This window comes from Pseudomonas sp. BIOMIG1BAC (genome assembly GCF_001705995.2).
Taxonomy (GTDB): Bacteria; Pseudomonadota; Gammaproteobacteria; order Pseudomonadales; family Pseudomonadaceae; genus Aquipseudomonas; species Aquipseudomonas sessilinigenes.
Genome location: NZ_CP049045.1, coordinates 6506496 through 6529461 on the forward strand (window position 1 = coordinate 6506496; position 22966 = coordinate 6529461).

Sequence of the window (22966 nt, forward strand, 5' to 3'; positions counted from 1 at the left end):
TTTGTGGCCTGTTAAATCAGGCATCTACTAAGTAACAATCTGAACTTATAAAAATTTTGCCGAATGGTAATGAAAAGCCCCTATTCTGACAAGGTAATTACCAAGCCGGCCCTGCGCCAGGCCTTGTAGTATAGGGCCTCCACGGATGTGGCAAGTTGTCACACGGCAAATTTCAGGCAATAAAAAACGCCCAGCTCCGCGAGGAGACTGGGCGTTTTTGAACGCAGTAGCGAATTAACGCTTGGAGTATTGCGGACGCTTACGCGCTTTACGCAGACCCACTTTCTTACGCTCAACTTCACGTGCGTCACGGGTTACGAAACCAGCTTTACGCAGGGCGCTGCGCAGAGTCTCGTCGTAATCCATCAGGGCGCGAGTGATGCCGTGGCGGATTGCGCCAGCCTGGCCACTTACACCACCGCCGATAACGGTAACGTAGATATCGAACTTCTCAACGGTCTCGGTCAGTTCCAGCGGCTGACGAACTACCATGCGGGCAGTTTCGCGACCGAAGAAGCTATCCAGGGAACGGTTGTTGATGGAGATGTTGCCAGTGCCCGGACGCAGGAACACGCGTGCGGTTGCAGTCTTGCGACGGCCAGTGCCGTAATTTTGAGTCGCCGACATAATGAACTATTCCGTTAAATCTTCAGTTCTTGGGGCTGCTGAGCAGTATGAGGGTGAGCAGCGCCCGCATACACTTTCAGCTTACGGTACATGTCGCGACCCAGCGGGTTCTTAGGCAGCATGCCTTTTACCGCGGTCTCGATCACGCGCTCAGGGGCTTTAGCGATCAGCTTCTCGAAGTTGATCGACTTAATGCCGCCCGGGAAACCGGAGTGGGAGTAGTACATTTTGTCAGTGGTTTTAGCACCAGTAACACGTACCTGCTCGGCATTGATCACGACGATGTAGTCGCCAGTGTCAACGTGAGGAGTGTACTCAGGCTTGTGCTTGCCACGCAGACGGCTCGCGATTTCGGTAGCCAGACGACCCAGGGTCTGGCCAGCGGCGTCGATGACGAACCAATCGCGCTTTACTGTTTCCGGTTTAGCAGTAAAAGTTTTCATTCTTTATAGCCTCAGGGGCCGCCCAGCAAAATAGACGGCGGATCTTACTGAATAGTGCTTACTTTGACAAGGTCAAAGGCAGCCGAATACAGACGCTTTCGGGGGCTCGGGTCAGCGCGTCTGACATGCGGCAAGAATCTTCGGCAGGCGGGGCATCACTTCCACCGCAGAAAGAGCTGCAGAATTATCCAGATTGCGAAACAAAATTCAACCTGCTTTTATGATTGTTTTGCCGAGGAAGTACCCATGGACTACCGCCAACTGGGCCGGACCGACCTGAAAGTGAGCACCATCTGCCTGGGCACCATGACCTGGGGCGAACAGAACAGCGAGGCCGAAGCCTTCGCCCAGATCGAGCGAGCCAAGCAGGCCGGGATCAACTTCATCGATACCGCCGAGATGTATCCGGTGCCACCCAAGGCCGAGACCTACGCCACCACCGAACGCTACATCGGCAACTGGTTCAAGCAACGCGGCGACCGCGCCGACTGGATCCTGGCCAGCAAGATCGCAGGCCCGGGCAACACCATCGACTACATCCGCGACAAGCACCTCAAGCACAACCGCAAGCATATCGTCGAAGCCGTGGATGCCAGCCTCAAGCGCCTGCAAACCGACTGGATCGACCTCTACCAGTTGCACTGGCCGGAACGCAGCACCAACTTCTTCGGCCAGCTCGGCTACCAGCACAAGGCCGACGAAGACTTCACCCCGCTGGAGGAAACCCTCGAGGCGCTGGACGAGCAGGTCAGGGCCGGGAAGATCCGCCACATCGGCCTGTCCAACGAAACCCCATGGGGCACCATGAAGTTCCTGGCCCTGGCCGAAAGCCGTGGCTGGCCGCGGGCGGTATCGATCCAGAACCCCTACAACCTGCTCAACCGCAGCTTTGAGGTGGGCCTGGCGGAAATTGCCATCCGCGAACAATGCGGCTTGCTCGCCTACTCGCCCCTGGCCTTCGGCTTCCTGTCCGGCAAATACGAAGGCGGCGCCCGCCCCGCCAAGGCACGCCTGAGTCTCTACAGCCGTTTTAGCCGCTATTTCAATCCCCAGTCGGAAGCCGCCTGCAGCCGTTACGTGGCGTTGGCTCGCGAGCATGGCCTGGACCCGGCACAAATGGCCCTGGCCTTCGTGACCCAGCAACCTTTCGTAACCAGCAACATCATCGGCGCCACCACCCTGGAACAACTGGACAGCAACATCGCCAGCGCCGAACTGAAGTTATCGGAAGAAGTCCTGGCCGGGATCGAAGCCATCCACAAGGACCAGCCCAACCCCGCCCCGTAAGCCACGCCTTGCGCCACTGGCCGGCCAACAGGCAACCACCTGTTCGCCGGCAGCACTCGCGCCCTCCTTATAAAGAACGAGCGATGATTTCCTTCATGATCTCGTTGGTCCCGGCATAGATTCGCTGCACCCGGGAGTCGGCCCACGCCCGGGCAATCGGGTACTCCCACATGAAGCCGTAGCCGCCATGCAGCTGCACGCACTCATCCAGGACCTTGCACTGCAGGTCGGTTCCCCAGTACTTGGCCATGGCCGCCGTCGGTACGTCGAGCTTGCCCTTCAGGTGCAGCTCCAGGCAGCGATCGACGAACACCCGGCCAATCTGGATTTCCGTGGCCATCTCCGCCAGCTTGAACCGGCTGTTCTGGAAGTCGGCGATCGCCTTGCCGAAGGCTTTGCGCTCGCGGGTGTAGTCCAGGGTCCATTTCAACGCCGCCTCGGCACTGGCCAGGCCACCGATGGCCACGCTCAGGCGCTCCTGGGGCAGTTCCTGCATCAGGTAGACGAAACCCATCCCGGCCTGGCCCAGGAGGTTCTCCTTGGGCACTCGTACATCCTGGAAGAACAGTTCCGAGGTGTCTTGGGCCTTCATACCGACCTTTTCCAGGCGCTTGCCCTTGGTGAAGCCCGGCGAATCGGCTTCAACCAGGAACAGGCTGGTGCCCTTGGCCCCGGCCTTGGGATCGGTCTTGGCCACCACGATCACCAACTCCGCCAAGTAACCGTTGGTAATGAAGGTCTTGGAACCGTTGAGCACATACTCATCGCCGTCGAGCACTGCCGTGGTCTTCACGCCCTGCAAGTCGGACCCGGTTCCGGGCTCGGTCATGGCGATCGCCGTGACCAGCTCGCCCGAGACCATCCGCGGCAGGTATTTCTGCTTCAGCGCCTCACTGCCGTAATGCAGCAGGTACGGCGCGACGATGTCCGAATGCAAGGAGAAGCCGATACCGCTCAGGCCCAGGCGGCTGACCTCCTCGATCACCACCGTGCTATACAGGAAATCCGCCCCCAGCCCGCCGTATTCCTCGGGAATGTGTGAACACAGCATCCCCGCCTCGCCCGCCTTGCTCCACAACTTGCGGTCGATGTAGCCCTGCTTTTCCCATTCGCCATGGAAAGGCACCGCTTCTTTTTCAAGGAAGGTACGCACACTGTCACGGAAGAGTTCGTGTTCGGAACTGAACAAGGTTCTGGGAATCATGCAGCCACCTGTGATTGTCATTGATCGGGTCTGGCTGCCAGAGCCTAAGCCCAGCCACAGGCACGGGACACTGGACACATCCGACAAAAAATAAGACGATCCAGCCGTCTGGTGACCACTTTCCCCTATAAGAACAATCGAATTATGTCTAACCAAACTTCCACGCCCTTGCGGCGCGTCAGCATCCTGGCTATCGACCGGGTTTTCGCTTCCACCCTCATGCAAGCCAAGGATTTCTTCCACCTGGCCAGCCTGCGCTACGGCAAGCAGCTGGGTCATGGCCTGACGCCGGCCTTCGAGACTCGCCTGGTCAGCCCCGACGGCCAGCCGGTCTGCAGCTTCAGCAACGTGATCATGCCAGTGGATGGCCCACTGGAAGATAGCGACGTGATCATCCTCCCCGCCTTCTGGGACGACTTCGACTCACTGTGCCAACGTTATCCACAGATCCTGCCCTGGCTACGCGCCCAACACGCCCGTGGCGCCGTACTTTGCGGCGAAGCCACCGGGGTCTTCTGGCTGGCCGAGGCCGGGCTGCTCGATGGCAAGGAGGCCACCACCTACTGGCGCTTCTTCAGCACCTTCAGCGAGCGCTTTCCCAAGGTCCAGCTCAACCAGGACAAGCACCTGACCGATGCCGACAACCTCTATTGTGCCGGCGGCACGACCTCGGCCTGCGACCTCTATATCTACCTGATCGAGCGCTTCTGCGGCGCCAGCGTGGCCCAGGCCGTGGCCCGGGACATCCTCTATGAGGTCCAGCGCAGCTACGCCCCGGGACGCATCGGCTTCGGTGGCCAGAAGCTGCATCAGGACGTGATCATCCTGCAGATCCAGCACTGGCTCGAAGAACACTTCGCCGACAAGTTCCGCTTCGAGGACGTAGCGCGCGAGCACGGCATGAGCATTCGCAACTTCATGCGGCGCTTCCAGACCGCCACCGGCGACAAGCCCCTGCACTACCTGCAGCGCCTGCGGATCGAAACCGCCAAAGGCCTGCTGTCAGGAACACGCAAGAGCATCAAGACCATCAGCTACGAAGTCGGCTACGACGATGCCAGCTTCTTCGCCCGGCTGTTCCGCCAGCACACCGAGCTTTCACCCAACCAGTACCGCCAGCAGTTCCAGCAACTGGCGGCATGAAAAAAGGGGCCTGCATAGCAGGCCCCTTTTTCCATCGAGTCGCGATTACGGCTTGTGCGCCCGCGAGAGGAACTCGTGGGATTGCATCTCCAGCAAACGACTGAGGGTCCGCTGGAACTCGAACGTCAGCCGGCCACCGGTGTAGAGATCCTTGAGCTCCACTTCGGCGGAGATGATCAGCTTGACGTTACGGTCATAGAACTCGTCGACCATATTGATGAAGCGCCGGGCGATGTCATCGGTAGCAACGCCCATCTGCTCCACACCGCTGAGCAGCACCGCGTGAAAGATCTTGCCCAGCTCGATGTAGTCGTTCTGGCTACGCGGGCCGTCGCACAGCTCGCGGAAGTCGAACCAGGCCACATCGTCACAGGTGCGCAGTGCGCGGATCTCGCGGTTCTCGACGATCAGTACGTCGTTTTCCACAGCCTGGGTGCACTCCGGCGTCAGCGCCCGGAAGCTCTTGCGCAAGCTTTCGTGGGCTGCCTCATTCAATGGATAGTGGAACAGCTCGGCCTGCTCCAGGTGACGCAAGCGATAGTCGACACCACTGTCGACGTTGACGATTTCGGTGTTCTGCTTGATCAGGGCAATGGCCGGCAGGAAACGGGCACGTTGCAGACCGTCCTTGTACAGGCCGTCCGGCACGATGTTCGAGGTGGCGACCAGGGTCACACCGTTCTTGAACAGCTCTTCCATCAGCGTGCCGAGAATCATCGCGTCGGTAATGTCGGACACGAAGAATTCATCGAAGCAGATCACCCGCGCCTCTTGCGAGAAACGCTTGGCGATAATGGTCAGCGGGTTCTTCTCGCCACCCAGGGTCTTCATTTCCTCGTGGACGCGCTTCATGAAGCGGTGGAAGTGCGTACGAACCTTTTCCTTGAATGGCAAGGCCTCGAAGAACGTATCGACCAGGTAGGTCTTGCCACGCCCCACGCCGCCCCAGAAGTACAACCCCTTGACCGGCCCCAGATCCTTCTTGCCAAAGAGCTTGCCGAGCAGGCCCGGCTTGTTGTGCTCGGCCGCGATCAGATCGTCATACAGGCGCTGCAGATGACGCACAGCGGTTTCCTGTGCAGCGTCATGGAAGAAATCCGGGCGTTTCAGATCTGCTTGGTATCGTTCTAGGGGCGTCATAATTCGTTAGCAAGGCAACAAAAACGGGCCGTCACTTTAGCGACGGCCCCGGGGAATGGCAATCAGCCCTTGGTCGGGAAGATTCCGCTCAGTCCTGGGCTGGAGCCAGGGCAATCCGTACTTCTGCGATGGCCGCATCGCGGGCAGCAGCATCGGCAAAGGTCGGGCTGTCAGCCACACAGGCACCGTCCAGCCAGATACCGAAGCCATTGGCCTCGGTACGCAGGTCCAATTCCTGACCCGACTGCAACTGCTTGCTCGCGGCACCGGCGGCCTTGCCATCGGCAAAGTTGCGCGACAGCAGCAGTTGCTCGCCATCGGCGGACAGCAGGCGGAAACGGAAGCTGCCATCGTCCTCGCGGAAGCTGACGACACGCGCAGCCTTGGCCGCCTTCTTCTTGGTGGTGGCCGCCACCTGGACCTGGTTTTCGAAGGAGCGCAGGCCTACCGCTTCGCGCAGCTCGGCCAGGAACGGCGTCGCCACGCTACGGGCCTTGGCCGCGCCAGCCAGGAGGATGTCCTCCAGATCCGCCGGGCGCGCGATCAACTGGTGATAACGCTCGCGAGCCTCGCCCAACTCACCATCCAGCAACTGGAACAGGCGGCTCTTGGCTTCGCCCCAGCCCAGGCCCTGCAGCAGCTCGCTACGGAATTCGGCGGCCTGCTCGGCAGTGGAGAATGCCTGGAACAGGGTGAACAGGTGGGAGTTGTCCGGATCCTTGGCTTCGCCTGGCGCCTTGGAGTCGGTGACGATCCGCGAGATCGCATCCTTCATGTCCTTGGCGCTGGTGAACAGCGGGATGGTGTTGTCGTAGCTCTTGGACATCTTGCGACCGTCCAGGCCTGGCAAGGTGGCAACGCTTTCCTCGATCAGCGCTTCGGGCATGGCGAAGAATTCCTTGCCCTGGCCGAACAGGTGGTTGAAACGCTGGCCGATGTCCCGGGCCATCTCCACGTGCTGGATCTGGTCACGCCCCACCGGCACTTTATGCGCGTTGAACATCAGGATGTCCGCGGCCATCAGCACCGGATAGCTGTACAGGCCCATGGTGACGCCGGCATCCGGGTCTTCGCCGGCCTCGACGTTCTTGTCCACCGAAGCCTTGTAGGCATGGGCACGGTTGAGCAGGCCCTTGGCGGCGACGCAGGTCAAGAGCCAGGTCAGTTGCGGGATTTCCGGGATATCGGACTGGCGATAGAAGGTCACGCGGTCCACATCCAGGCCACCAGCCAGCCAGGTAGCGGCGATCTCCAGGCGCGAGCGCTGGATACGCAGCGGATCATCACACTTGATCAGGGCGTGATAGTCGGCCAGGAAGTAGAAGGAATCGGCATTGCTGTCGCGGCTGGCGAGGATCGCCGGGCGAATCGCCCCGGCATAGTTGCCCAGGTGCGGCGTGCCGGTGGTAGTAATGCCGGTGAGGATACGCGTACGAGTAGTCATGGGTAATCGCTTATCAGACTGCTATCAATTCGTGAGTCGCGGCAGTACCAGATCCTTCAGATCGGTGAGCTTGCCGTGAAAGAAGTGTCCGCATTCTGCCACTTTCAGCAGCTCATGGGGACGAACAAGCGCACCAGACCAGTCATAGACAGCCTGTGGATCGATGACCTCATCGGTTTCCGGCTGGATCAAGGTCAGTGGACAGTCCTGCGCCAGGGTGTCGGTATCGCGCAAGCGGGTCACCGCTGCGGCCACCATGAACAGGTGCTTGAGTTGCACGCCCTGGGCTTCGAGGCGCCCACCAAGGCTTGCCGCGACGAAGCCGCCAAAGGAAAACCCCAGCAGCGTCAATGGCAACTGCGGGTGCTTGGCCCGCAGCCAATGGGCCGCCGCCTCGGCATCGTCGACTTCGCCCGTGCCCATGTCGTGGCTGCCCTCGCTGGCACCGACGCCACGGTAGTTGAAGCGCAGGGTGATCAGCCCGGCATCTCGTGCAGTGCGCTGCAAAGTGGACACCACCTTGTTGAGCATGGTGCCGCCCTGTACCGGGTTCGGGTGGCAGATCAGCGCCACGCCGCGGGCGTCGGGCACCTCCAGATACAAGGCTTCCAGTTGGCCTACAGGGCCGGCAATCACTACAGGGGTTTCACGCATTAGCAAGGAAGGAACTCCGTGACCTCGAAGGGGGTCGACTCGTCTAGCAAATGGTCTGTGCCAATCTATTGCGAGTGAATCGCGGTATACAGCGCAGGTTCGAGCCGTTAACGTAAAGCAAAGCCGTTTATAGAGGAAGGACTCGTGGAACACTCGCTCTTAGTTTGGTTGTTGCCGACTCTTGCCCTGGTCGCGGGTGTCGCCATTGGATTCCTGGTCGCTCGCCTGCTGCCCAACGCCGCGCCTAACCGCACGCAGCGTCAGCTGGACGATATCCAGGAACGTTTCGACAATTACCAGAATGAAGTGGTGACTCACTTCAACAGCACCGCCACCCTGGTGAAGAAGCTCACCCAGAGCTACCAGGAAGTACAGGATCATCTGGCCGAGGGTGCCAATCGCCTGGCCCTGGACGAACTGACCCGCCAGCGCCTGCTGGCCGCCCTGCACTCCGAATCGGTACAGGCACCACGTGAACGCCTGACGCCACCACGGGATCAGGAGCCACCACGGGACTACGCGCCAAAGACCCCTAACGCCCCCGGCATGCTCGACGAGCAATATGGCCTGAAGAAATAACCAGCTTCTGCCTGCCAACAAAAAGCCCGCCCGATTTTCATCGGGCGGGCTTTTTTGTACCCCCGGCTCAAGCCGGTTCGATCAGTAACCCTGCTGGTAGGGCTGTTGATACTGCTGCTGGGGAGGCTGCTGGTACTGCTGGGTTGGCTGTTGATATTGCTGGCCGGGAATCGCCTTGAGGTTGACCTCTACCCGACGGTTCTGGGCCCGGCCATTGACGTCGGCGTTGCTGGCGATCGGATTGTCCGGGCCAGCACCGCGCGAGGACAGGTTGGCACTGCTCACGCCCTGGGAAGTCAGGTAAGTGGCCACACTTTGCGCACGACGCTGGGACAGGTCCATGTTGTGCTGGCGGCTGCCGGTGCTGTCGGTATACCCGACGATCTCGATCTGGTTCTGGTTGAACTCGCGCAGGGAGTTGGCCAGGTTGTTCAGCGGCTGATAGAAGCTTGGCGCGATATTCGCCGAGTCGGTGGCGAAGGTGATATTGCCGGGCATGATCAACTTGATCTGGTCACCCTGGCGCTGCACTTCGACCCCGGTATTGGCCATGCTGGCGCGCAGCTTCTTCTCTTGCTGGTCGGCGTAGTAGCCATAACCGGCGGCGGAGGCGCCCACCACGGCAGCACCGATCAGCGCGCCCTTGCCACGGTTGTTGTGGTCGATTGCAGCACCGGCCAGCGCACCGGCCAAGGCACCCAGGCCACCATATTTCGCAGTTTTGCTCATGCCCGACGAACCGCCGTCAGCCTGCCCCTGGTTGTCATAGGGGTTAGGCGAAGCGCAGCCGGATAACAAGGCCACAGCAGTAGCGACAACAATCAAACGACGCGAGGTGAACATGGAAAGCTCCTACATATGCATTCTGTAATGCAGAGGACGTTGGCAACGGACCTATGCCGGCGTTGGAACACACAGAACAGCAAAAATTCCGTGGGAGGCCGAGCAAAAAATCAGGCTCTCACGAACGGGTTCTGGCGCATTTCATCACCCAGCCGAGTGTCCGGACCGTGCCCGGCGACCACTGTGGCGTCTTCGTCGAGGGTATACAGACGCTGCTTGATCGAGCGCACCAGGGTGGCCTGGTCGCCGCCCCACAGATCCGTACGCCCGACCCCGCGCTTGAACAGCGTATCGCCGGCAATAAGAAGCTTAGCCTCGGAAAACCAAAAGCTCATGGAACCTGGGGTATGTCCCGGAGTATGCAGGGCCACGCCACAACCGCAGGCCAGCTCCTCGTCATCGCCCAACCAGCGATCCGGAGCAGGAACCGGGGTATAAGGCACACCGAACATGCTGCACTGCATCTCCAGGTTGTCCCAGAGGAACTGGTCATCCTTGTGCAGATGCAAGGTCGCGCCGGTCTTTTCCTTCATCTGCCCAGAGGCCAGGAAGTGATCCAGGTGGGCATGGGTGTGGATGATGCTCACCACCTTCAGGCCCAAGGCGTCGAGGCGCGCCATGATCAGGTCCGGGTTGCCACCCGGATCGACGACGATGGCTTTTCCGGTCAGAGGGTCGCCGATGATGGTGCAGTTGCACTGCAACGGGCCGACGGGGAAGGTTTCGCGAATAAGGCTGGGTTTGGCGGCGTCCATGGGAATGTTCCAGAAAAACGAAAGAACATTCTGGCACAGCTGCCGCCATGGCTCACTTAGAACGCCAGCGGCATGGTCTCCCCGCCTTCCAATGCCAGGAGGAACTGCTTGGCCTCGAGCCCTCCGGCAAACCCGGTGAGGCTGCCCGAGGCACCTATCACCCGATGACAAGGCGTGACGATCGAGATCGGATTCCGACCGTTAGCCGCCCCCACTGCGCGTACGGCCTTGGGGCTGCCGATCTGCTGCGCAATCTGGCTGTAGCTGCGGGTTTCACCGAAGGGAATGGTCAGCAGGGCCTGCCAGACCTTGCACTGGAACTCGGTGCCGACGAAGTCCAGCTCCAGGTCGAAACGCTTGCGGGTACCAGCAAAGTACTGCGCCAACTGTTTCTGGGCCTCAAGCAGCGCTGGATGATCGCCGGCCTCCTCGAGCGGCCCCAGGCGCACCCGGTTTTCCCGCTCCTGTTCCCAGAGGATCGCGGCAAGCTTCGCGCCCCTGGCCACCAGGGTCAGCTGTCCCACCGGGGACGGGATGATCTTGAATACACAGGACATGTCAGCTCTCCTTCATTCCGCCAAGGGTATGGGGCACGGCTCCCATGGAGCTTGCCTTGTACGCCTTCACTGTAAATCGAGATTCAAGCGCCAGAACTACGTTTCTTGCGTTCGAATTCGACGGAGAACCCTTGCCCCCGAACTAGTCATCCTCTTCGATCAGGTAGCAATTGTCACTGCTGCTACGCCGCCCGTGAGGGTCGACGATAAAAGCCCCGCGTCCCTGGCCGCACTCGAGCAAATGCACTGGGGACAGCTCCCGCTGCTTATCGATCTGCGCATTGAAGCGCATGATGTAGGCCCCCAGGGACAGCGATACACACAGAATCAGTACCAGGCACAACACCAACTGGTCGGTGTAGTTGCCCTCATCAGAATGCACTGGCGACATAGTCCTGCCCTGCCCGTTCAGCGCTCTGCCCAATCAGGAACCAGCTAAGGGGTCCGCCCTCGCCCAAGCGCACCAACGGCGCCCTGGAAGGCAGGACACAGGCCATCAGGCCCAGGAGAATCGAAACCAGCAAGATGCCTTTGATGACTGAAGACAGGTTCATGGCTGCGCCACGCTCTATGAAAGTAGGATTCCAGACTAGCGAGGGGTGGGTTAACGGCAGGTAAACATCGGCGGACACTCATCGGACTCCGCTATCCTTCGCTCCATCGAGCGACACAGGCCCTGAGGGATATTCCCGTGCATATCAACTTGCTGCTGGTCGAGGACAACCTTGACCTGGCCAATACCGTCATTGAGTACCTGGAGATCAGCGGTATCGTCTGCGATCACGCCAGCAATGGCCAGGCAGGCCTTAACCTGGCCCTGAGCCAACACTATGACGTCATCCTCCTGGATATCATGCTGCCGCGCCTGGACGGCCAGCAGCTTTGCGCCCAATTGCGCCAGCACGGCAGCCAGACGCCGATCCTGATGCTCACCTCCCTCGATGCCCTGCCGGACAAGCTCGCCAGCTTCGCCGCCGGTGCCGACGACTACCTGGTCAAGCCCTTCGAGCTGGCCGAGCTGGTGGCCAGGATCCGTGCCCTCAGCGTACGCCGCAGCGGCCAGGCCAGCCGCCTGCAAGTAGCCGACCTGGTAATGGAGCTGTCCACTCGCAAGGTCAGCCGGGCCGGGCAGGAACTGCACCTGTCACCCATCTGCTGGACCCTGCTGGAATGCCTGATGCGCGCCAGCCCCGAACCGGTCACTCGTGAACGCCTGGAGGCGACGATCTGGGGCGACGAGCCGCCGGACAGCAATACCCTCAAGGTCCATATGCACCGACTACGCAAGACCGTGGACAAGTGTTTCGACCAACCGCTGATCCATACCCTGCCCGGTATCGGCATACAGTTGAGGTCCCATGCCTAAGAGTCTGGCTTTGAAGTGGGTGATCAGCAGCAGCTTCCTGTTGCTGATCGCCATCGTGTTGCTGATCTACAGCCTGCTGCTGCCGGAATACAGCGTACGCGGCCTGCTCTACACCGCCAGTGCAATGATGGAGGAGGAAGCCCAGTACTTTTCCCGGCACTACGCGAAGAACCCGAACACACCACCACCGCACAACTATTTCTACACCAGCGTCATCGGCAAGGAGGCCTTGCCGGAGAAAATCCGCCACATGCTCGATACCCCGCCCAGCATGTCCTTCGGCGCGGTCCAGGTATTCGGCGACCTGGACTCCGAAGACGAGGATGAAGGCCGCGCCGTCCTGGCCCAGCCCCTGAGCGACGGCAAGACGCTGTACATGTACGACATCGATCATGACCAGGAAGAAGGTGGAGAGGTGGAAACCCCACGCTCCGATGCCTACCTCGACCATGAATTGCGTGGCGTCATCTTCATCAGCCTGGCCGTGTTCATTCCAGCCCTGATCATCATCGCCTTGCTGGTCTGGTGGCTGGTCAGGCCGCTGGGGCGGCTGGCCCAATGGTCCACCACCCTCAAAGACCCGGAGGCAGTATCCGGACAACGCCCGCACTTCGGTTTCAAGGAGTTCAACATGCTGGCCGACGCCCTGGCTCAAAGCGTGCAACAGGTGCAGGCCGCCAGCCTGCGCGAAGGTCGCCTGTTGCGCTACACCAGTCACGAACTGCGCACTCCGCTGGCGGTGCTCAAGGCCAACATCGAACTGCTGGCCCTGCAGTCCGGAGGTGTCCTGCCGCCGCCCCTGCAACGTATCGAGCGCTCGGTACTGAACATGCAGCGCATCGCCGAAACACTGCTGTGGATGAGCCGCGAGCTGCCCGAGCCCTTGCCGGAAGAGGCCATCGACATGAGCGGCCTGGTCAACGACCTGATCGAAGAGCACCGCTACCTGATCGGCACCCGGGATATCGAGCTGATCCTCGACATCAGCAGCGAACCCTGCCGCCTGCCGTTCACCGCATGCCGCATCGTGGTCGGCAACTTCCTGCGCAATGCCCTGCAGTACGCCGATGACGGGGTCGTGGAGATCAATTTCGCTTATCCACAGCTGCGCCTGGTTAACCGGATTCGCGAAACCCAGCAAAGCGAGGCCTCCGCCGACTTCGGTTATGGCCTGGGCCTGGAACTGATGCGCCAGCTATCCGCCCGCCTGGGCTGGCATATCGAAGTCACAGTGGAAGAACAGTGCTACACCGTGACCCTGGCGTTCGAGAACACAGAGCCCCCACAAGAGCCGCAACCTGAGGCGGACAACCCAGCCGACCTGCCGTCATAGCCTGCGCCAGTAGCACCGAGCGAGGAAAAATGTACTGGCAAGCGATGAAAAAGCTGGTTCCGCCCTCCCCTGCAACCCTCTGCTTATAGGTATTGTGGGCGGACAAGAATCGCGCTCGGGGCATGCCGCTGCGTCGCGTGGTTGCGCTGATCGATGCGGTGCCCTTCGGTCCGGTGCAATCATGCCCGGATCATCACGATCCTTTCCCCGGGCCAAGGCAAAGAACGAGGTTCGCCGTGGCCACCTACAATCTGCGTCAACTCAAGTACTTCATCACCACCGTCGAATGCGGCAGTGTCGCCGAAGCATCACGCAAGCTGTACATCGCCCAACCTTCGATCTCCACCGCCATCAAGGGCCTGGAAGACAGCTTCGGCGTCCAGTTGCTGATCCGCCATCACGCGCTCGGCGTCTCCCTCACCCCCAGCGGCGCACGCTTCTACCGCAAGGCCCAGGAACTGTTGCGCATGGCCAAGGAGTTCGAACAGAACGCCCTGGCAGACAACGACGTGGTGTCCGGGCAGATCGATATCGGCTGCTTTGAAACCGTGGCGCCCCTGTACCTGCCGCAACTGATTGCCGGCTTCAGCGCGTTGTATCCCGGGGTGGAAATCCGCATTCGCGACGGTGAGCAACAAGAGCTGGTGCAAGGCCTGACCGGTGGCGCCTACGACCTGGTGATCCTGTATGAGCACGAGCTGGACGGCACCATCGAGACCGAGCCGCTGATGCCGCCCCAGCGCCCCTATGCCCTGCTGCCTGCCGATCACCGCTACGCCCAGCAAGCCCAGGTCTCGCTGCGGGACCTGTGCCTGGAGCCCATGATCCTGCTGGATGTACAACCCAGCCGCACCTATTTCGTCAGCCTGTTCGAAGAGCTGGGCCTGACACCCCAGATTGCCTTCAGCTCACCCTCCATCGAGATGGTGCGGGGCATGGTCGGGCAGGGATTCGGCTTTTCGATCCTGGTGACTCGCCCCCATTGCCAGTGCTCCTACGACGGCAAGCCGGTGGTGTGCGTGGATATCGTCGAGGACGTGACCGGCTCCGGCCTGGTAGCGGCCTGGCTCAAGCGTGGGCAACTGACCAAACCGGCCCGCCTGTTCGCCGATTACTGCAAGCAGCACCTGGCCTCCTGAACGGCAAAAGCGCCTACCCCAGCAACCCCAATTCCTGGGCCCGGGCCACCGCCTGGGTCCGGCGCTCCACTCCCAGTTTGCTGTTGATGTGGCTGGCATGGGTTTTCACCGTGTGCAGCGAAATGAACAGGCGCTCGCTGATCTCCTGGTTGGAGCATCCCCGGGCAATCAGTTGCAGCACAGAGAGCTCCCGGGAACTCAGGCACTCACTGGGAGCCGCTGGCTCCGGCGAGTCACGGGGCGTCGAAGGCAAGCGCTCGAGCAAAGCCTGGGTCAGCGCAGTGCTGGCACACGACTCGAGCTGCTCGCGCGCCCAGGCAGGATAATCGAGCAGCAGCGCCTCGAAAGGCTGCAACACGCCCCCCACTGCCGCCTCCAGGGCCAGGGCAAAATCCCGGCGCGCCTCCGGCCCCTGCCCCGCCGCCAGCAGCCATGCGGTTTTCTGGGTCAGGGCCATGACGCACAGCAATTGCCGGCCACTGTGCCGACCATGCTCCACCAGACGTTCCAGGCGCTGAATGGCCCTGGCTCCCTGGCCCTTGATACCGTCCAGCCGGGCTTGCTGCAATTCGATATGCAGGGGTAATTGAGGATGGAACTCCGGCGGCGCCGCGGCCTGCTCGCCCGTGTAGGTCTGCCCCAAGCGCGCCAGCCAGGCCTCGGCAAGGTCAGTGCGCCCCTGGGCCAACCACAACTCGCACTTCACCAGGGTAATCATCGCCAGGTAGTAGATCGGCGGTACATCCCAGATATGCATCAGGCGCTCGGCTTCGGCCAGTTCGGCAAAGGCCCGGGCGAACTCACCGCGCTGGCCCTCCTGCTTGGCGATCACGCAGTGCCCGATCAACACGCTGATATCACGACAAGCCCGGGCCTCCACCAGCCCGGCCTGCAGTCGGGCCTGGCCGGCTTCGGGCTGCAAGCGCAGGGTCAAGAGATAACCTTCATACAACGTCAGCCGTGCCCGCACCGCGTACAGCCGTTGGGCCGACAAACCCTGCAAACGGCATAAGCCTTGATGCACTTCCTCCTGGGCCCGCAATACCTCGCCGCGGGCCTGCAACACTCGCGCGCGATCGTAATGGGCCAAGGCTTCGAACAACGGATTGCCGACCCGCTGCGCCAGCTCCAGGGACTCGCGATTGAGGCTGCGGGCACGCCACAGGTCGGCATCGGTAATGGCCAGGCTGGACAGGGTGGACAGGCACATCAACCGTTGCCCGTAGCGCTTGTGAGGCAAGCTTTCCAGGGCCTCGCCGCAATAGGCCAGGGTCTGCTCCCGCTGGCCACGACCACGGGCGATAATCCCGCTCAAGGCCAGCCATTGCGCCAGCATCGACTTCTGCGCAGTGGCCGAAGGTGCCGGCAGGAAACGACTCAAGTGAGCCGCCAGTTCCTGTGCTGCATCCAACTGGCAGGCCAGGCCCAGGGCCCAGCTATAGAGCACGATCAGGCGCGGGGTGCTGACCAGCAGGCTGTCGGGCAGGTCCATTTTCCAGCGCAGCAGCATGCCGACGTTCTGCTCGGCCAGCAGTTGCTCCTCTGAAAGGTTCTGCACCAGATTGGCAGCCACATCCAGGTGCCCGGCACGCAGTGCCTGCTCCACCGCCTCGTCCAGCAGCCCCTGGGCGTTGAACCAGCGACAGGCTCGCAGGTGCAGGCTGGCAGCCGGTATCAGGGCATTGGCCGTCGGCCGGCTGCGCAAAAGATCGGAAAACAGATGGTGATAGCGATACCAGCGCCCATGTTCGTCCAGCGGTACCAGGAACACTTGGTGGGCCTGGAGGAAGCGCAGGATCTCGGCACTGTCATGGGCTTCGCGCAGGGCATCGCAAAGCTCGGCGCAAAAGCGTTCCTGCAGGGCCGTATCGTAGAGAAATGCCTGGACTTCGCTGGGCAGGCAGTCGATGACTTCTTCCAACAGATAGTCGCGAATGAGCCCCTCGCCACCATGCAACCCCTGGGGCAAGGCGCCCACGCCCCCCGCTTCGGACACCGCCAGCAGCCAGAAGCGCAAGCCCGCGACCCAGCCTTCGCTGCGCTGGATCAGGCTTTCCAGGGCTTCACCGCGCAATGCGTTACTGTGCCGATCCAGCAGGCTCAGGGATTCTTCATGGGTCAGGCGCAGGTCCTGTTCATGCAGCTCCAGCAATTGCCGCGACAGGCGCAGCCGCGCCAAGTGCCAGTCCGGGCGCTGGCGGCTGGTCACCAGCACCAGCAGGCCATCGGGTAGATGGTTGAGGAAAAACTGCAAGCAACGATCCAGGACCGGTCCCTGGGCCAGGTGATAGTCATCCAGCACCAAGACCAGCGGCGTGGCCGTGGACAACTGCTCGGCCAGTTCATCCAGCAAACCGTCCAGCCATTCTTCAAAGGCGAATGGCTGGTGACGCTGGCGCATTTTCAACAAGCCCAGGGACTGCCGGCCCAGTTGCGGAAAATACTGCTGCAAGCCGGCCAGCAGGCGCTCGAGAAAACGCCCGGGGTCGCTGTCCCGGCGGCTCAGCCCCAGCCACAGGCTCTGCCAGTGCTGCGGCAAGCCCTGGCAAAACTCCACCGCCAGCGAACTCTTGCCAAACCCGGCCGGGGCGCAAACCAATAACAACCGCCCCTTCAATCCGCTCTGCAAACGCTCGCAAAGACGCGGTCGCTTGACGTACCCATCAGGCAACGGCGGTCGATAAAAACGCCCTTCCAGCGCAGGAATCACCGCATTGTCGGACCCTTGAAGGGAGAACAGATCAGTCATGGCCAACTCTTATTGGTGTACGGTTGTCGGCGTAGCAGATGCCCGCAGACTAGCGGTAAAAGGCCACCTGTTGAAGGTTTTTGCGACCATTTGCGCGAAAAAGACTATGACCAAATTGGTCAGATAAAACTGAATGATTGGATGATATTTCCTTTGCTTATTAGGAGCAGGAACCATTCAGTCCAAGAAAGATAGACACATTGGCGCTGATTTCTACATCAGGCGCCCTTGTCCGTCTGGCAGGCAAAAAAAAGCCCCGAACCAGCCGGGGCAATTTTCGAGGATGCGGCCTCTACTTGCTGCTACCGATCAGCGAACCCCGTCCTGGCGCAGGGCCGCCGGAGTGAAGTCGCTGGTGGTGGCGGTGAAACCGAAGTCATACGCCTGTTTCTCTTCGTTCTTCATGCCCAGCGCCAGGTAGCGCCCGGACTGCAGGTCGTAGAGGGTTTCCAGGGCATACCAGGGAACCTGCTTGTCGTAGTACTCCTCGGCATGGGCCTCGGCTACGCGCCACAGCTGGCCACGACCGTCGTAGTGATCGATCACGGCGGCCTGCCAGGTGTCTTCATCGATATAGAAGTCGCGCTTGGCGTAGATATGACGCTGGCCTTCCTTCAAGGTCGCGACCACGTGCCAGACCCGGCGCAGCTCGTAGCGAGCCAGGTCCTGGTTGATATGCCCGGCCTTGATGATGTCGGCGTACTTGAGGGCCGGCGAGTCGATCTTGTAGCTGTTGGAGGCAATGTACATCTCCTTCTTGCCTTCCAGCTTCCAGTCGTAGCGATCCGGAGCACCGTTGTACATGTCCAGGTTATCGGAGGTCCGCAGGCCGTCGGCAGCGGTCCCCGGGCCGTCATAGGAAACTTGCGGGGCACGGCGCACACGGCGCTGGCCGGCGTTGTAGACCCACGCCGAACGCGGCTCCTTAACCTGGTCGAGGGTTTCGTGGACCAGCAACACACCACCGGCCAGGCGCGCCGGCGCGGTGACCTTCTGCTTGAAGTAGAACAGGATGTTGCCCGGGTTTTTCGGGTCGTAGTCCTTCATCTTGTCGCGAAACACGAACTGATCCTGGAAGTACACCAGGCTGTAGGAGCCATTGGCCTGGGGCGTGGCCTGGGTGACCAGGCGAGTCACGCTGCCGCCGCGATAACGGGTGATGTGGTTCCAGATCACCTCGACCCCGCTTTTCGGAATCGGGAACGGAATCGCGGTCTCGAAGTTCTCCAGGCCGTTGCCGCCGGAGACCAGGTTGGTCTTGGTGGCATTGCGCTTGATGGCGGCAAAGACATCGGCTGGAACGGTGGCGCCACGGTGGGAGGGATACACGGGCATCTTGTAGGTGTCCGGGTAGCGCTTGAACATCGCATATTGCCCGGGCGCCAGCTTGTCCTTGTACTGCTCGACGTTCTGCGCAGTGATGGTGAACTGCGGTTGCTCACTGCTATAGGGGTTGGACAGGAAACCCTTGCTGTCCACGGTGCCGGCGTTAGTGGCCAGCGGCTTCCAGGCCGGAATGGTGCCGGCGGCGTTGCCGGCCATCTCTGCGCCCATCGGTGTCAGGCTGGTGCCGAGCTTGGCGGCCTCATCGGCCGACACCGCAGCCATGACGCCAGTAGCCAGCAGCGACAGTCCCAACACACCGACGTGCAACAGACTCTTGGTGATTTTCATATTGTTGTTCTTCCTGAAAATGCAGTGTGCTTAAAAGTTCACGCCAACGCTCAAGGCGAGGAAGTCCCGGTCATCCACGGTGCTGAAGTCGCCACCAAAGAAGTTGGTATAGGCCAGGCTGGCGGTGTAGGTGTTCTGGTATTCGGCATCCAGCCCCAGGCTGATGGCCTTGCGGCCTTCCTCGAAGTTGCCGCCAGGGCCCGGCGAGTAGCCCTTGACGTCATGGGACCAGGCCACATTGGGCTTGAGGTTCACACCGGCGAACACATCCGGGTATTCCCAGATGGCCCGGCCGCGGTAGCCCCAGGAGGTCGCCGTGGTAAAGCCATCGTTGTTGCAGTTGGTGTTCAGGCCACTGATGCTGCCGCCCAGACCGGCACCTTGTGATGCGGAACTGGCCAGAGCCTCACAAACCCCGCCCGGCAACTTGCCAGACCCCTGCACGGGATCTCGGCCATAACGGACCTTGGATTTGCTTTCCAGACCACCCACATAGGTGACACCGGCCTCACCCACCAGCGTCAGGCGGCTAGCCCCCATGACCTGATCGAAGAAGTGCGTGAAGGTTGTCTGGAACTGAGTGATTTCCTTACGGCGATAGCCATGCAGATCCTGGCCGGGTACACCGCTCAACAACGAAGCATTACCCAGTACCGGTCCACCGAGGGGGCGCACTCCGGCGAACAGGATATCGGTGGAGTTCAACTGCACCGGGGCGTTGGGACGGTAGCTCAACTCGCCGCTCCATGCCGTCCCTGTGGGCAGCGTGGTGGAGAAACTCAGGCCATAAAGGCGAATATCTTCCGGATACTCCACGAAGTAGTTGGAGTTACCCGCGACCACCAGCGGCGCCAACTGACGCAGGGCAGCCGGCAATGCAGGGTTACGGAACTGGGCATAGACCGAGGCTGGTGCCCCCTGGGCGCTGAAGATCGGGGCCCGGCTGTGATAGTTCATGAAGTAGGCACCGAACTCGGTGTCCAGCGGCTCATAGTTGTAACGGAACGCCACGCCAAACTGACCGCTATCACGAGCATCCCGGTCCGCACCACGGCGTACCAGTACCCCCTCCTGGTTGATATCCACCTTGTTGGCATTCAGGAATGGGTTGGCGGCTGCCGGTACCGTCGAGCGCTTGTTCAGCACTCGCAGGTTGTTGTCGCAACCATCGGAAATGATGTCAGGCTGCGAGAAGAAGGTCCCGCAGTTGTCGGTCACCGTCTGGTCCCACTCCAACTGGTAGAAGGCCTCGGTCGACAGGTTCTCGGTCAGGTTCTGCGAGATGTAGAACATGTTGACCGGGATCAGGCCTTCCTTGATCTCGGCGCCTGGGCGGCGAAACGCTGACACGTCGATCGGGTTGATCGAGTTGATACCGCCGCCAATGAAGGTACTCTCGCCCCAGCTCACCACCTGCTTGCCGAAACGCACCGAACCTGGCTCATCGCCAATGGAATAGTTGTGATAGACGAAAGCATCGAGGATCTGCCCACCGGAGGACTTGGCGCCTTCCTTGCGGTTGTGATCGCTGATGTTCTTGAACTCAAGGTCTTCGTCCTTGAGCTTGAAGTCATACCAGTACTTGCCACGAACGAACACACCGGTATCGCCATACTTCAGTTCCAGGTCATGGATACCCTTGAAGATCTTCGAGAAGGTCTGGCCCTTCTTGAAGTTCAGGTGGCCATCATCGGAGGTCTGGGACAAGCCCTTGCCGCCGTTGTTGACCCCGATCAGGTCCTTGTTGGGGTTGGCGGTCGACCAACTGGCCCCCAGGGAAAGGGACGAATCGAAGCTGCCTTCGATTTCACCGATATTGAAACTGACGCCGAATGCAGGCCCGGCGAGCGTGGAGGCGAGACCGACGGCCAGGGGCAGTTTCGCCCGGCGCCAGAACTGGTTTGCTGATGTCATCGACGCTACTCCATGTGCATTATTGTTATGGCAATAAGTACTTCCGAGACCGCCTCGAATACCTCGCCGGCACACCGGCCAGGCTTCAAGGTTGCGTGATGACGACACCGCGCAATGCCCCGTCCCTCGAAAAGACTCTGGATGGACTATAGCCAGCAAGGGGTACTGCTTGATCCCTCTAAAGTGTGATTTGCAGCCTGACACCCATGCTGGAGCCGACCTTGGCCATAACCATTGAAAAACGACCGGCAAGAATGACGGAAAAATCCACGAGTACAAGGCAAAGGCTTGCAGGATGGGGATGCCGTGCCCCCAAGGGCACGGCAGGAGAACATCAGAGTGTGGAGAGAAAAGCGCTGTTGGTGGCCTGCCATTCGCTGATGTTGACGCGAATGCGCTTCTTGTCGAGCTTGCCGACGCTGGTCTTGGGAATTTCAGTAACAAGGGCGATTTGAGAAGGAATGGCCCATTTGCTCAAGTGCCCCAGCTCGACGAAAGGCTTGAGGTGCTCCTTGAGCTCGCGGGCGCCGATCTCATAGCCTTCGCGAATCACCAGCAAGGCAAAGGGGCGCTCACCCCATTGCGGATCGGCGACCCCGACCACTGCTACTTCGCGTACCGCTGCATGACGACTGATGAGGTCTTCCAGGTCCAGGGAGGAAATCCACTCGCCACCGGTCTTGATCACATCCTTGATCCGATCGCGGATATCGATCACGCCCATGCCGTCCAGGGTCGCTACGTCGCCGGTATGCAGCCAGCCGCCCTCCCAGAGCTCGGCGCCCTTTTGCGGCTCGTTGAAATAGCCCTCGGTCAGCCAGGGTGCACGCAGCACCAGCTCGCCCTGGGATTCGCCGTCCGCCGGCAGGAATTTGCCCTCGGCATCGACGATCGCCGCCTCGACCAGCGGCCCGGGCACCCCGGCCTTGATCCGGTAGGTAATGCGCTCGTCCTCGCTGCCAGCCATCAGCTCGTCATTGAGGTGCGCGCATGACACCAGCGGACCGGTCTCCGACATGCCATAGGCGGCAGTCAATTGCACGCCCTTGGCCTTGGCGGCCTCGTACAAGGCACGGTTCAGGGCACTGCCGCCAATGACGATCTTCCAGCCACCGAAGTCCGTACCCTGGGCCGCCTTGGCGTTGAGCACCATCTGCAGAATGGTCGGTACGCAGTGGGAGAAGGTGACCTTCTCCCGGCGCCACAGCTCCACCAGGTACTCTGGATCATAGCGCCCGGGATAGACCTGCTTGAGACCCAGCATGGTGGCCACGTAGGGCAGGCCCCAGGCATGCACGTGGAACATCGGGGTGATGGGCATGTACACATCGTTGGTACCCAGCAGGCGCACGCTGTCGATGGCGCCCATGATGGTCGACACGCCCATGGTGTGCAGCACCAGTTGGCGGTGGGTGAAGTACACGCCCTTGGGATTGCCGGTGGTGCCGGTGGTGTAGAAGGTGGTGGCCACCGAGTTCTCGTCGAAGTCCTCGAATGCGTAGTGCGTACTGGCCGCGGCCAACAGGCTCTCGTATTCGCCCACCAGGTTCGGCAGATCGGCACTCTTCTGCTCGCCATCGGTGAGCAGCAGGGTCTTCTCCACCGTGGTCAACTGCCCGGCGATGGCCTGGTACAGCCCGACGAATTCGCTGTTGACCAGCACGAAGCGGTCCTCGGCGTGGTTCATGGTGTAGAGGATCTGCTCCGGCGACAGGCGCACGTTGATGGTATGGATCACCGCGCCAATCATCGGGATGGCGAACATGCACTCCAAGTAACGATGACTGTCCCAGTCCATCACCGCCACGGTATCGCCGGCCTTGACTCCGGCGGCGGTCAATACATTGGCCAGGCGGGCCACGCGCTCGATCAGGGTGGGGTAGGTGTAGCGCAACTGGTCGCGATAGATGATCTCGCGGGTTTTCTCGTAACGGCTGCCGGACATCAGCAACCGCTTGATCAAGAGCGGATATTGGTAAGCGCCTTCGGCGGGTGGGATAACACGAGTCTGCAACATAACAATCCCTTTTCTGACGGCTCGGTCGTAGCTGGAGAATACCCACTCTAGAGTGCCCGCGCGCCAGCTAAATCAGCCAAAGGGATGATTTGCAGAGC

21 protein-coding genes are annotated in these 22966 nt (G+C 60.8%); 6 read left to right on the forward strand and 15 right to left on the reverse strand.

Translation table 11 applies throughout. From position 1 onward, the window contains the following. Nucleotides 1–234 precede the first annotated feature (234 nt). Together rpsI and rplM are read right to left on the reverse strand one after the other, a co-directional pair. The gene (gene rpsI, locus ATY02_RS30210) at nucleotides 235–627 is read right to left on the reverse strand and encodes a 30S ribosomal protein S9 (protein WP_007961615.1); all 393 of its coding nucleotides are present in this window, start codon (nucleotides 625–627) and stop codon (nucleotides 235–237) included. 14 nt (nucleotides 628–641) lie between these two features. After that, the gene (rplM, locus tag ATY02_RS30215) at nucleotides 642–1070 is read right to left on the reverse strand and encodes a 50S ribosomal protein L13 (protein ID WP_022640822.1); all 429 of its coding nucleotides are present in this window, start codon (nucleotides 1068–1070) and stop codon (nucleotides 642–644) included. Nucleotides 1071–1316: 246 nt separating this feature from the next. On the opposite strand from rplM, the gene ATY02_RS30220 reads away from it, so the two are divergent. Further along, a complete protein-coding gene (locus ATY02_RS30220) occupies nucleotides 1317–2357 on the forward strand; it encodes an NADP(H)-dependent aldo-keto reductase (RefSeq protein ID WP_068578815.1) in 1041 nt (346 codons plus the stop codon). Between the two features lie 67 nt (nucleotides 2358–2424). Here ATY02_RS30220 and ATY02_RS30225 read toward each other — a convergent pair whose 3' ends face one another. Beyond that, on the reverse strand, nucleotides 2425–3561 hold the full coding sequence (locus tag ATY02_RS30225) for an acyl-CoA dehydrogenase family protein (RefSeq protein WP_053131934.1): 1137 nt from the start codon (nucleotides 3559–3561) through the stop codon (nucleotides 2425–2427). 243 nt (nucleotides 3562–3804) lie between these two features. On the opposite strand from ATY02_RS30225, the gene ATY02_RS30230 reads away from it, so the two are divergent. Next, nucleotides 3805–4704 (forward strand): GlxA family transcriptional regulator, encoded by a 900-nt coding sequence (locus ATY02_RS30230; RefSeq protein WP_176719845.1) that lies wholly within the window; start codon nucleotides 3805–3807, stop codon nucleotides 4702–4704. Nucleotides 4705–4749: 45 nt separating this feature from the next. Here ATY02_RS30230 and zapE read toward each other — a convergent pair whose 3' ends face one another. The 3 genes from zapE to ATY02_RS30245 form a co-directional block, all read right to left on the reverse strand. Next, nucleotides 4750–5844 carry a cell division protein ZapE gene (gene zapE, locus ATY02_RS30235; RefSeq protein ID WP_068595661.1) on the reverse strand — a complete coding sequence of 365 codons (1095 nt, stop codon included), beginning with the start codon at nucleotides 5842–5844 and terminating at the stop codon, nucleotides 4750–4752. 88 nt (nucleotides 5845–5932) lie between these two features. Then, a complete protein-coding gene (locus ATY02_RS30240; RefSeq protein ID WP_068578809.1) occupies nucleotides 5933–7288 on the reverse strand; it encodes a tryptophan--tRNA ligase in 1356 nt (451 codons plus the stop codon). Between the two features lie 24 nt (nucleotides 7289–7312). Next, nucleotides 7313–7942 carry an alpha/beta hydrolase gene (locus tag ATY02_RS30245; RefSeq protein ID WP_068578807.1) on the reverse strand — a complete coding sequence of 210 codons (630 nt, stop codon included), beginning with the start codon at nucleotides 7940–7942 and terminating at the stop codon, nucleotides 7313–7315. Nucleotides 7943–8086: 144 nt separating this feature from the next. On the opposite strand from ATY02_RS30245, the gene ATY02_RS30250 reads away from it, so the two are divergent. Beyond that, nucleotides 8087–8521, forward strand: a complete 435-nt coding sequence (locus ATY02_RS30250; RefSeq protein ID WP_011063336.1) for a YhcB family protein — start codon at nucleotides 8087–8089, stop codon at nucleotides 8519–8521. A gap of 81 nt (nucleotides 8522–8602) precedes the next feature. On the opposite strand, the gene ATY02_RS30255 is transcribed toward ATY02_RS30250, so the two are convergent. The 5 genes from ATY02_RS30255 to ATY02_RS30275 form a co-directional block, all read right to left on the reverse strand. Then, nucleotides 8603–9364: an OmpA family protein gene (locus ATY02_RS30255; RefSeq protein WP_068578805.1), complete on the reverse strand. Its 762-nt coding sequence runs from the start codon at nucleotides 9362–9364 to the stop codon at nucleotides 8603–8605. A 110-nt stretch (nucleotides 9365–9474) separates the two neighbouring features. Further along, complete coding sequence (locus ATY02_RS30260; protein ID WP_068578803.1) at nucleotides 9475–10119, reverse strand: MBL fold metallo-hydrolase; 645 nt, start codon at nucleotides 10117–10119, stop codon at nucleotides 9475–9477. Between the two features lie 56 nt (nucleotides 10120–10175). Next, nucleotides 10176–10676 carry a methylated-DNA--[protein]-cysteine S-methyltransferase gene (locus ATY02_RS30265; protein ID WP_068578802.1) on the reverse strand — a complete coding sequence of 167 codons (501 nt, stop codon included), beginning with the start codon at nucleotides 10674–10676 and terminating at the stop codon, nucleotides 10176–10178. 142 nt (nucleotides 10677–10818) lie between these two features. Then, nucleotides 10819–11067 (reverse strand): hypothetical protein, encoded by a 249-nt coding sequence (locus ATY02_RS30270; protein ID WP_068578800.1) that lies wholly within the window; start codon nucleotides 11065–11067, stop codon nucleotides 10819–10821. Further along, nucleotides 11048–11230, reverse strand: coding sequence for a hypothetical protein (locus ATY02_RS30275; RefSeq protein ID WP_068578798.1), 183 nt, complete (start codon nucleotides 11228–11230; stop codon nucleotides 11048–11050). Before ATY02_RS30275 ends, ATY02_RS30270 begins: the two co-directional genes overlap by 20 nt. Nucleotides 11231–11367: 137 nt before the next feature. On the opposite strand from ATY02_RS30275, the gene ATY02_RS30280 reads away from it, so the two are divergent. From ATY02_RS30280 to ATY02_RS30290, 3 genes are all read left to right on the forward strand, one after another. Further along, nucleotides 11368–12042, forward strand: coding sequence for a response regulator transcription factor (locus ATY02_RS30280; RefSeq protein WP_068578796.1), 675 nt, complete (start codon nucleotides 11368–11370; stop codon nucleotides 12040–12042). Continuing rightward, a complete protein-coding gene (locus tag ATY02_RS30285; protein WP_068578794.1) occupies nucleotides 12035–13375 on the forward strand; it encodes a sensor histidine kinase in 1341 nt (446 codons plus the stop codon). Before ATY02_RS30280 ends, ATY02_RS30285 begins: the two co-directional genes overlap by 8 nt. A gap of 236 nt (nucleotides 13376–13611) precedes the next feature. Next, on the forward strand, nucleotides 13612–14514 hold the full coding sequence (locus ATY02_RS30290) for a LysR family transcriptional regulator (protein WP_068578792.1): 903 nt from the start codon (nucleotides 13612–13614) through the stop codon (nucleotides 14512–14514). Nucleotides 14515–14527: 13 nt separating this feature from the next. Here ATY02_RS30290 and ATY02_RS30295 read toward each other — a convergent pair whose 3' ends face one another. From ATY02_RS30295 to ATY02_RS30310, 4 genes are all read right to left on the reverse strand, one after another. Further along, complete coding sequence (locus ATY02_RS30295; RefSeq protein WP_068578790.1) at nucleotides 14528–17263, reverse strand: LuxR C-terminal-related transcriptional regulator; 2736 nt, start codon at nucleotides 17261–17263, stop codon at nucleotides 14528–14530. A 309-nt stretch (nucleotides 17264–17572) separates the two neighbouring features. After that, nucleotides 17573–18937 (reverse strand): DUF1329 domain-containing protein, encoded by a 1365-nt coding sequence (locus ATY02_RS30300; protein ID WP_068578788.1) that lies wholly within the window; start codon nucleotides 18935–18937, stop codon nucleotides 17573–17575. Nucleotides 18938–18967: 30 nt separating this feature from the next. Next, a complete protein-coding gene (locus ATY02_RS30305) occupies nucleotides 18968–20851 on the reverse strand; it encodes a DUF1302 domain-containing protein (protein WP_068578786.1) in 1884 nt (627 codons plus the stop codon). A gap of 334 nt (nucleotides 20852–21185) precedes the next feature. After that, nucleotides 21186–22868: a fatty acid--CoA ligase gene (locus tag ATY02_RS30310; RefSeq protein ID WP_068578784.1), complete on the reverse strand. Its 1683-nt coding sequence runs from the start codon at nucleotides 22866–22868 to the stop codon at nucleotides 21186–21188. Nucleotides 22869–22966: the final 98 nt, after the last annotated feature.

What these genes read in the sequence shown, in the direction of transcription:
- rpsI (WP_007961615.1), bottom strand. Translation starts at nt 627, where the DNA reads ATGTCGGCGACTCAAAATTACGGCACTGGCCGTCGCAAGACTGCAACC.
- rplM (WP_022640822.1), bottom strand. Translation starts at nt 1,070, where the DNA reads ATGAAAACTTTTACTGCTAAACCGGAAACAGTAAAGCGCGATTGGTTC.
- ATY02_RS30220 (WP_068578815.1), top strand. Translation starts at nt 1,317, where the DNA reads ATGGACTACCGCCAACTGGGCCGGACCGACCTGAAAGTGAGCACCATC.
- ATY02_RS30225 (WP_053131934.1), bottom strand. Translation starts at nt 3,561, where the DNA reads ATGATTCCCAGAACCTTGTTCAGTTCCGAACACGAACTCTTCCGTGAC.
- zapE (WP_068595661.1), bottom strand. Translation starts at nt 5,844, where the DNA reads ATGACGCCCCTAGAACGATACCAAGCAGATCTGAAACGCCCGGATTTC.
- ATY02_RS30240 (WP_068578809.1), bottom strand. Translation starts at nt 7,288, where the DNA reads ATGACTACTCGTACGCGTATCCTCACCGGCATTACTACCACCGGCACG.
- ATY02_RS30245 (WP_068578807.1), bottom strand. Translation starts at nt 7,942, where the DNA reads ATGCGTGAAACCCCTGTAGTGATTGCCGGCCCTGTAGGCCAACTGGAA.
- ATY02_RS30255 (WP_068578805.1), bottom strand. Translation starts at nt 9,364, where the DNA reads ATGTTCACCTCGCGTCGTTTGATTGTTGTCGCTACTGCTGTGGCCTTG.
- ATY02_RS30260 (WP_068578803.1), bottom strand. Translation starts at nt 10,119, where the DNA reads ATGGACGCCGCCAAACCCAGCCTTATTCGCGAAACCTTCCCCGTCGGC.
- ATY02_RS30265 (WP_068578802.1), bottom strand. Translation starts at nt 10,676, where the DNA reads ATGTCCTGTGTATTCAAGATCATCCCGTCCCCGGTGGGACAGCTGACC.
- ATY02_RS30270 (WP_068578800.1), bottom strand. Translation starts at nt 11,067, where the DNA reads ATGTCGCCAGTGCATTCTGATGAGGGCAACTACACCGACCAGTTGGTG.
- ATY02_RS30275 (WP_068578798.1), bottom strand. Translation starts at nt 11,230, where the DNA reads ATGAACCTGTCTTCAGTCATCAAAGGCATCTTGCTGGTTTCGATTCTC.
- ATY02_RS30285 (WP_068578794.1), top strand. Translation starts at nt 12,035, where the DNA reads ATGCCTAAGAGTCTGGCTTTGAAGTGGGTGATCAGCAGCAGCTTCCTG.
- ATY02_RS30295 (WP_068578790.1), bottom strand. Translation starts at nt 17,263, where the DNA reads ATGACTGATCTGTTCTCCCTTCAAGGGTCCGACAATGCGGTGATTCCT.
- ATY02_RS30300 (WP_068578788.1), bottom strand. Translation starts at nt 18,937, where the DNA reads ATGAAAATCACCAAGAGTCTGTTGCACGTCGGTGTGTTGGGACTGTCG.
- ATY02_RS30305 (WP_068578786.1), bottom strand. Translation starts at nt 20,851, where the DNA reads ATGACATCAGCAAACCAGTTCTGGCGCCGGGCGAAACTGCCCCTGGCC.
- ATY02_RS30310 (WP_068578784.1), bottom strand. Translation starts at nt 22,868, where the DNA reads ATGTTGCAGACTCGTGTTATCCCACCCGCCGAAGGCGCTTACCAATAT.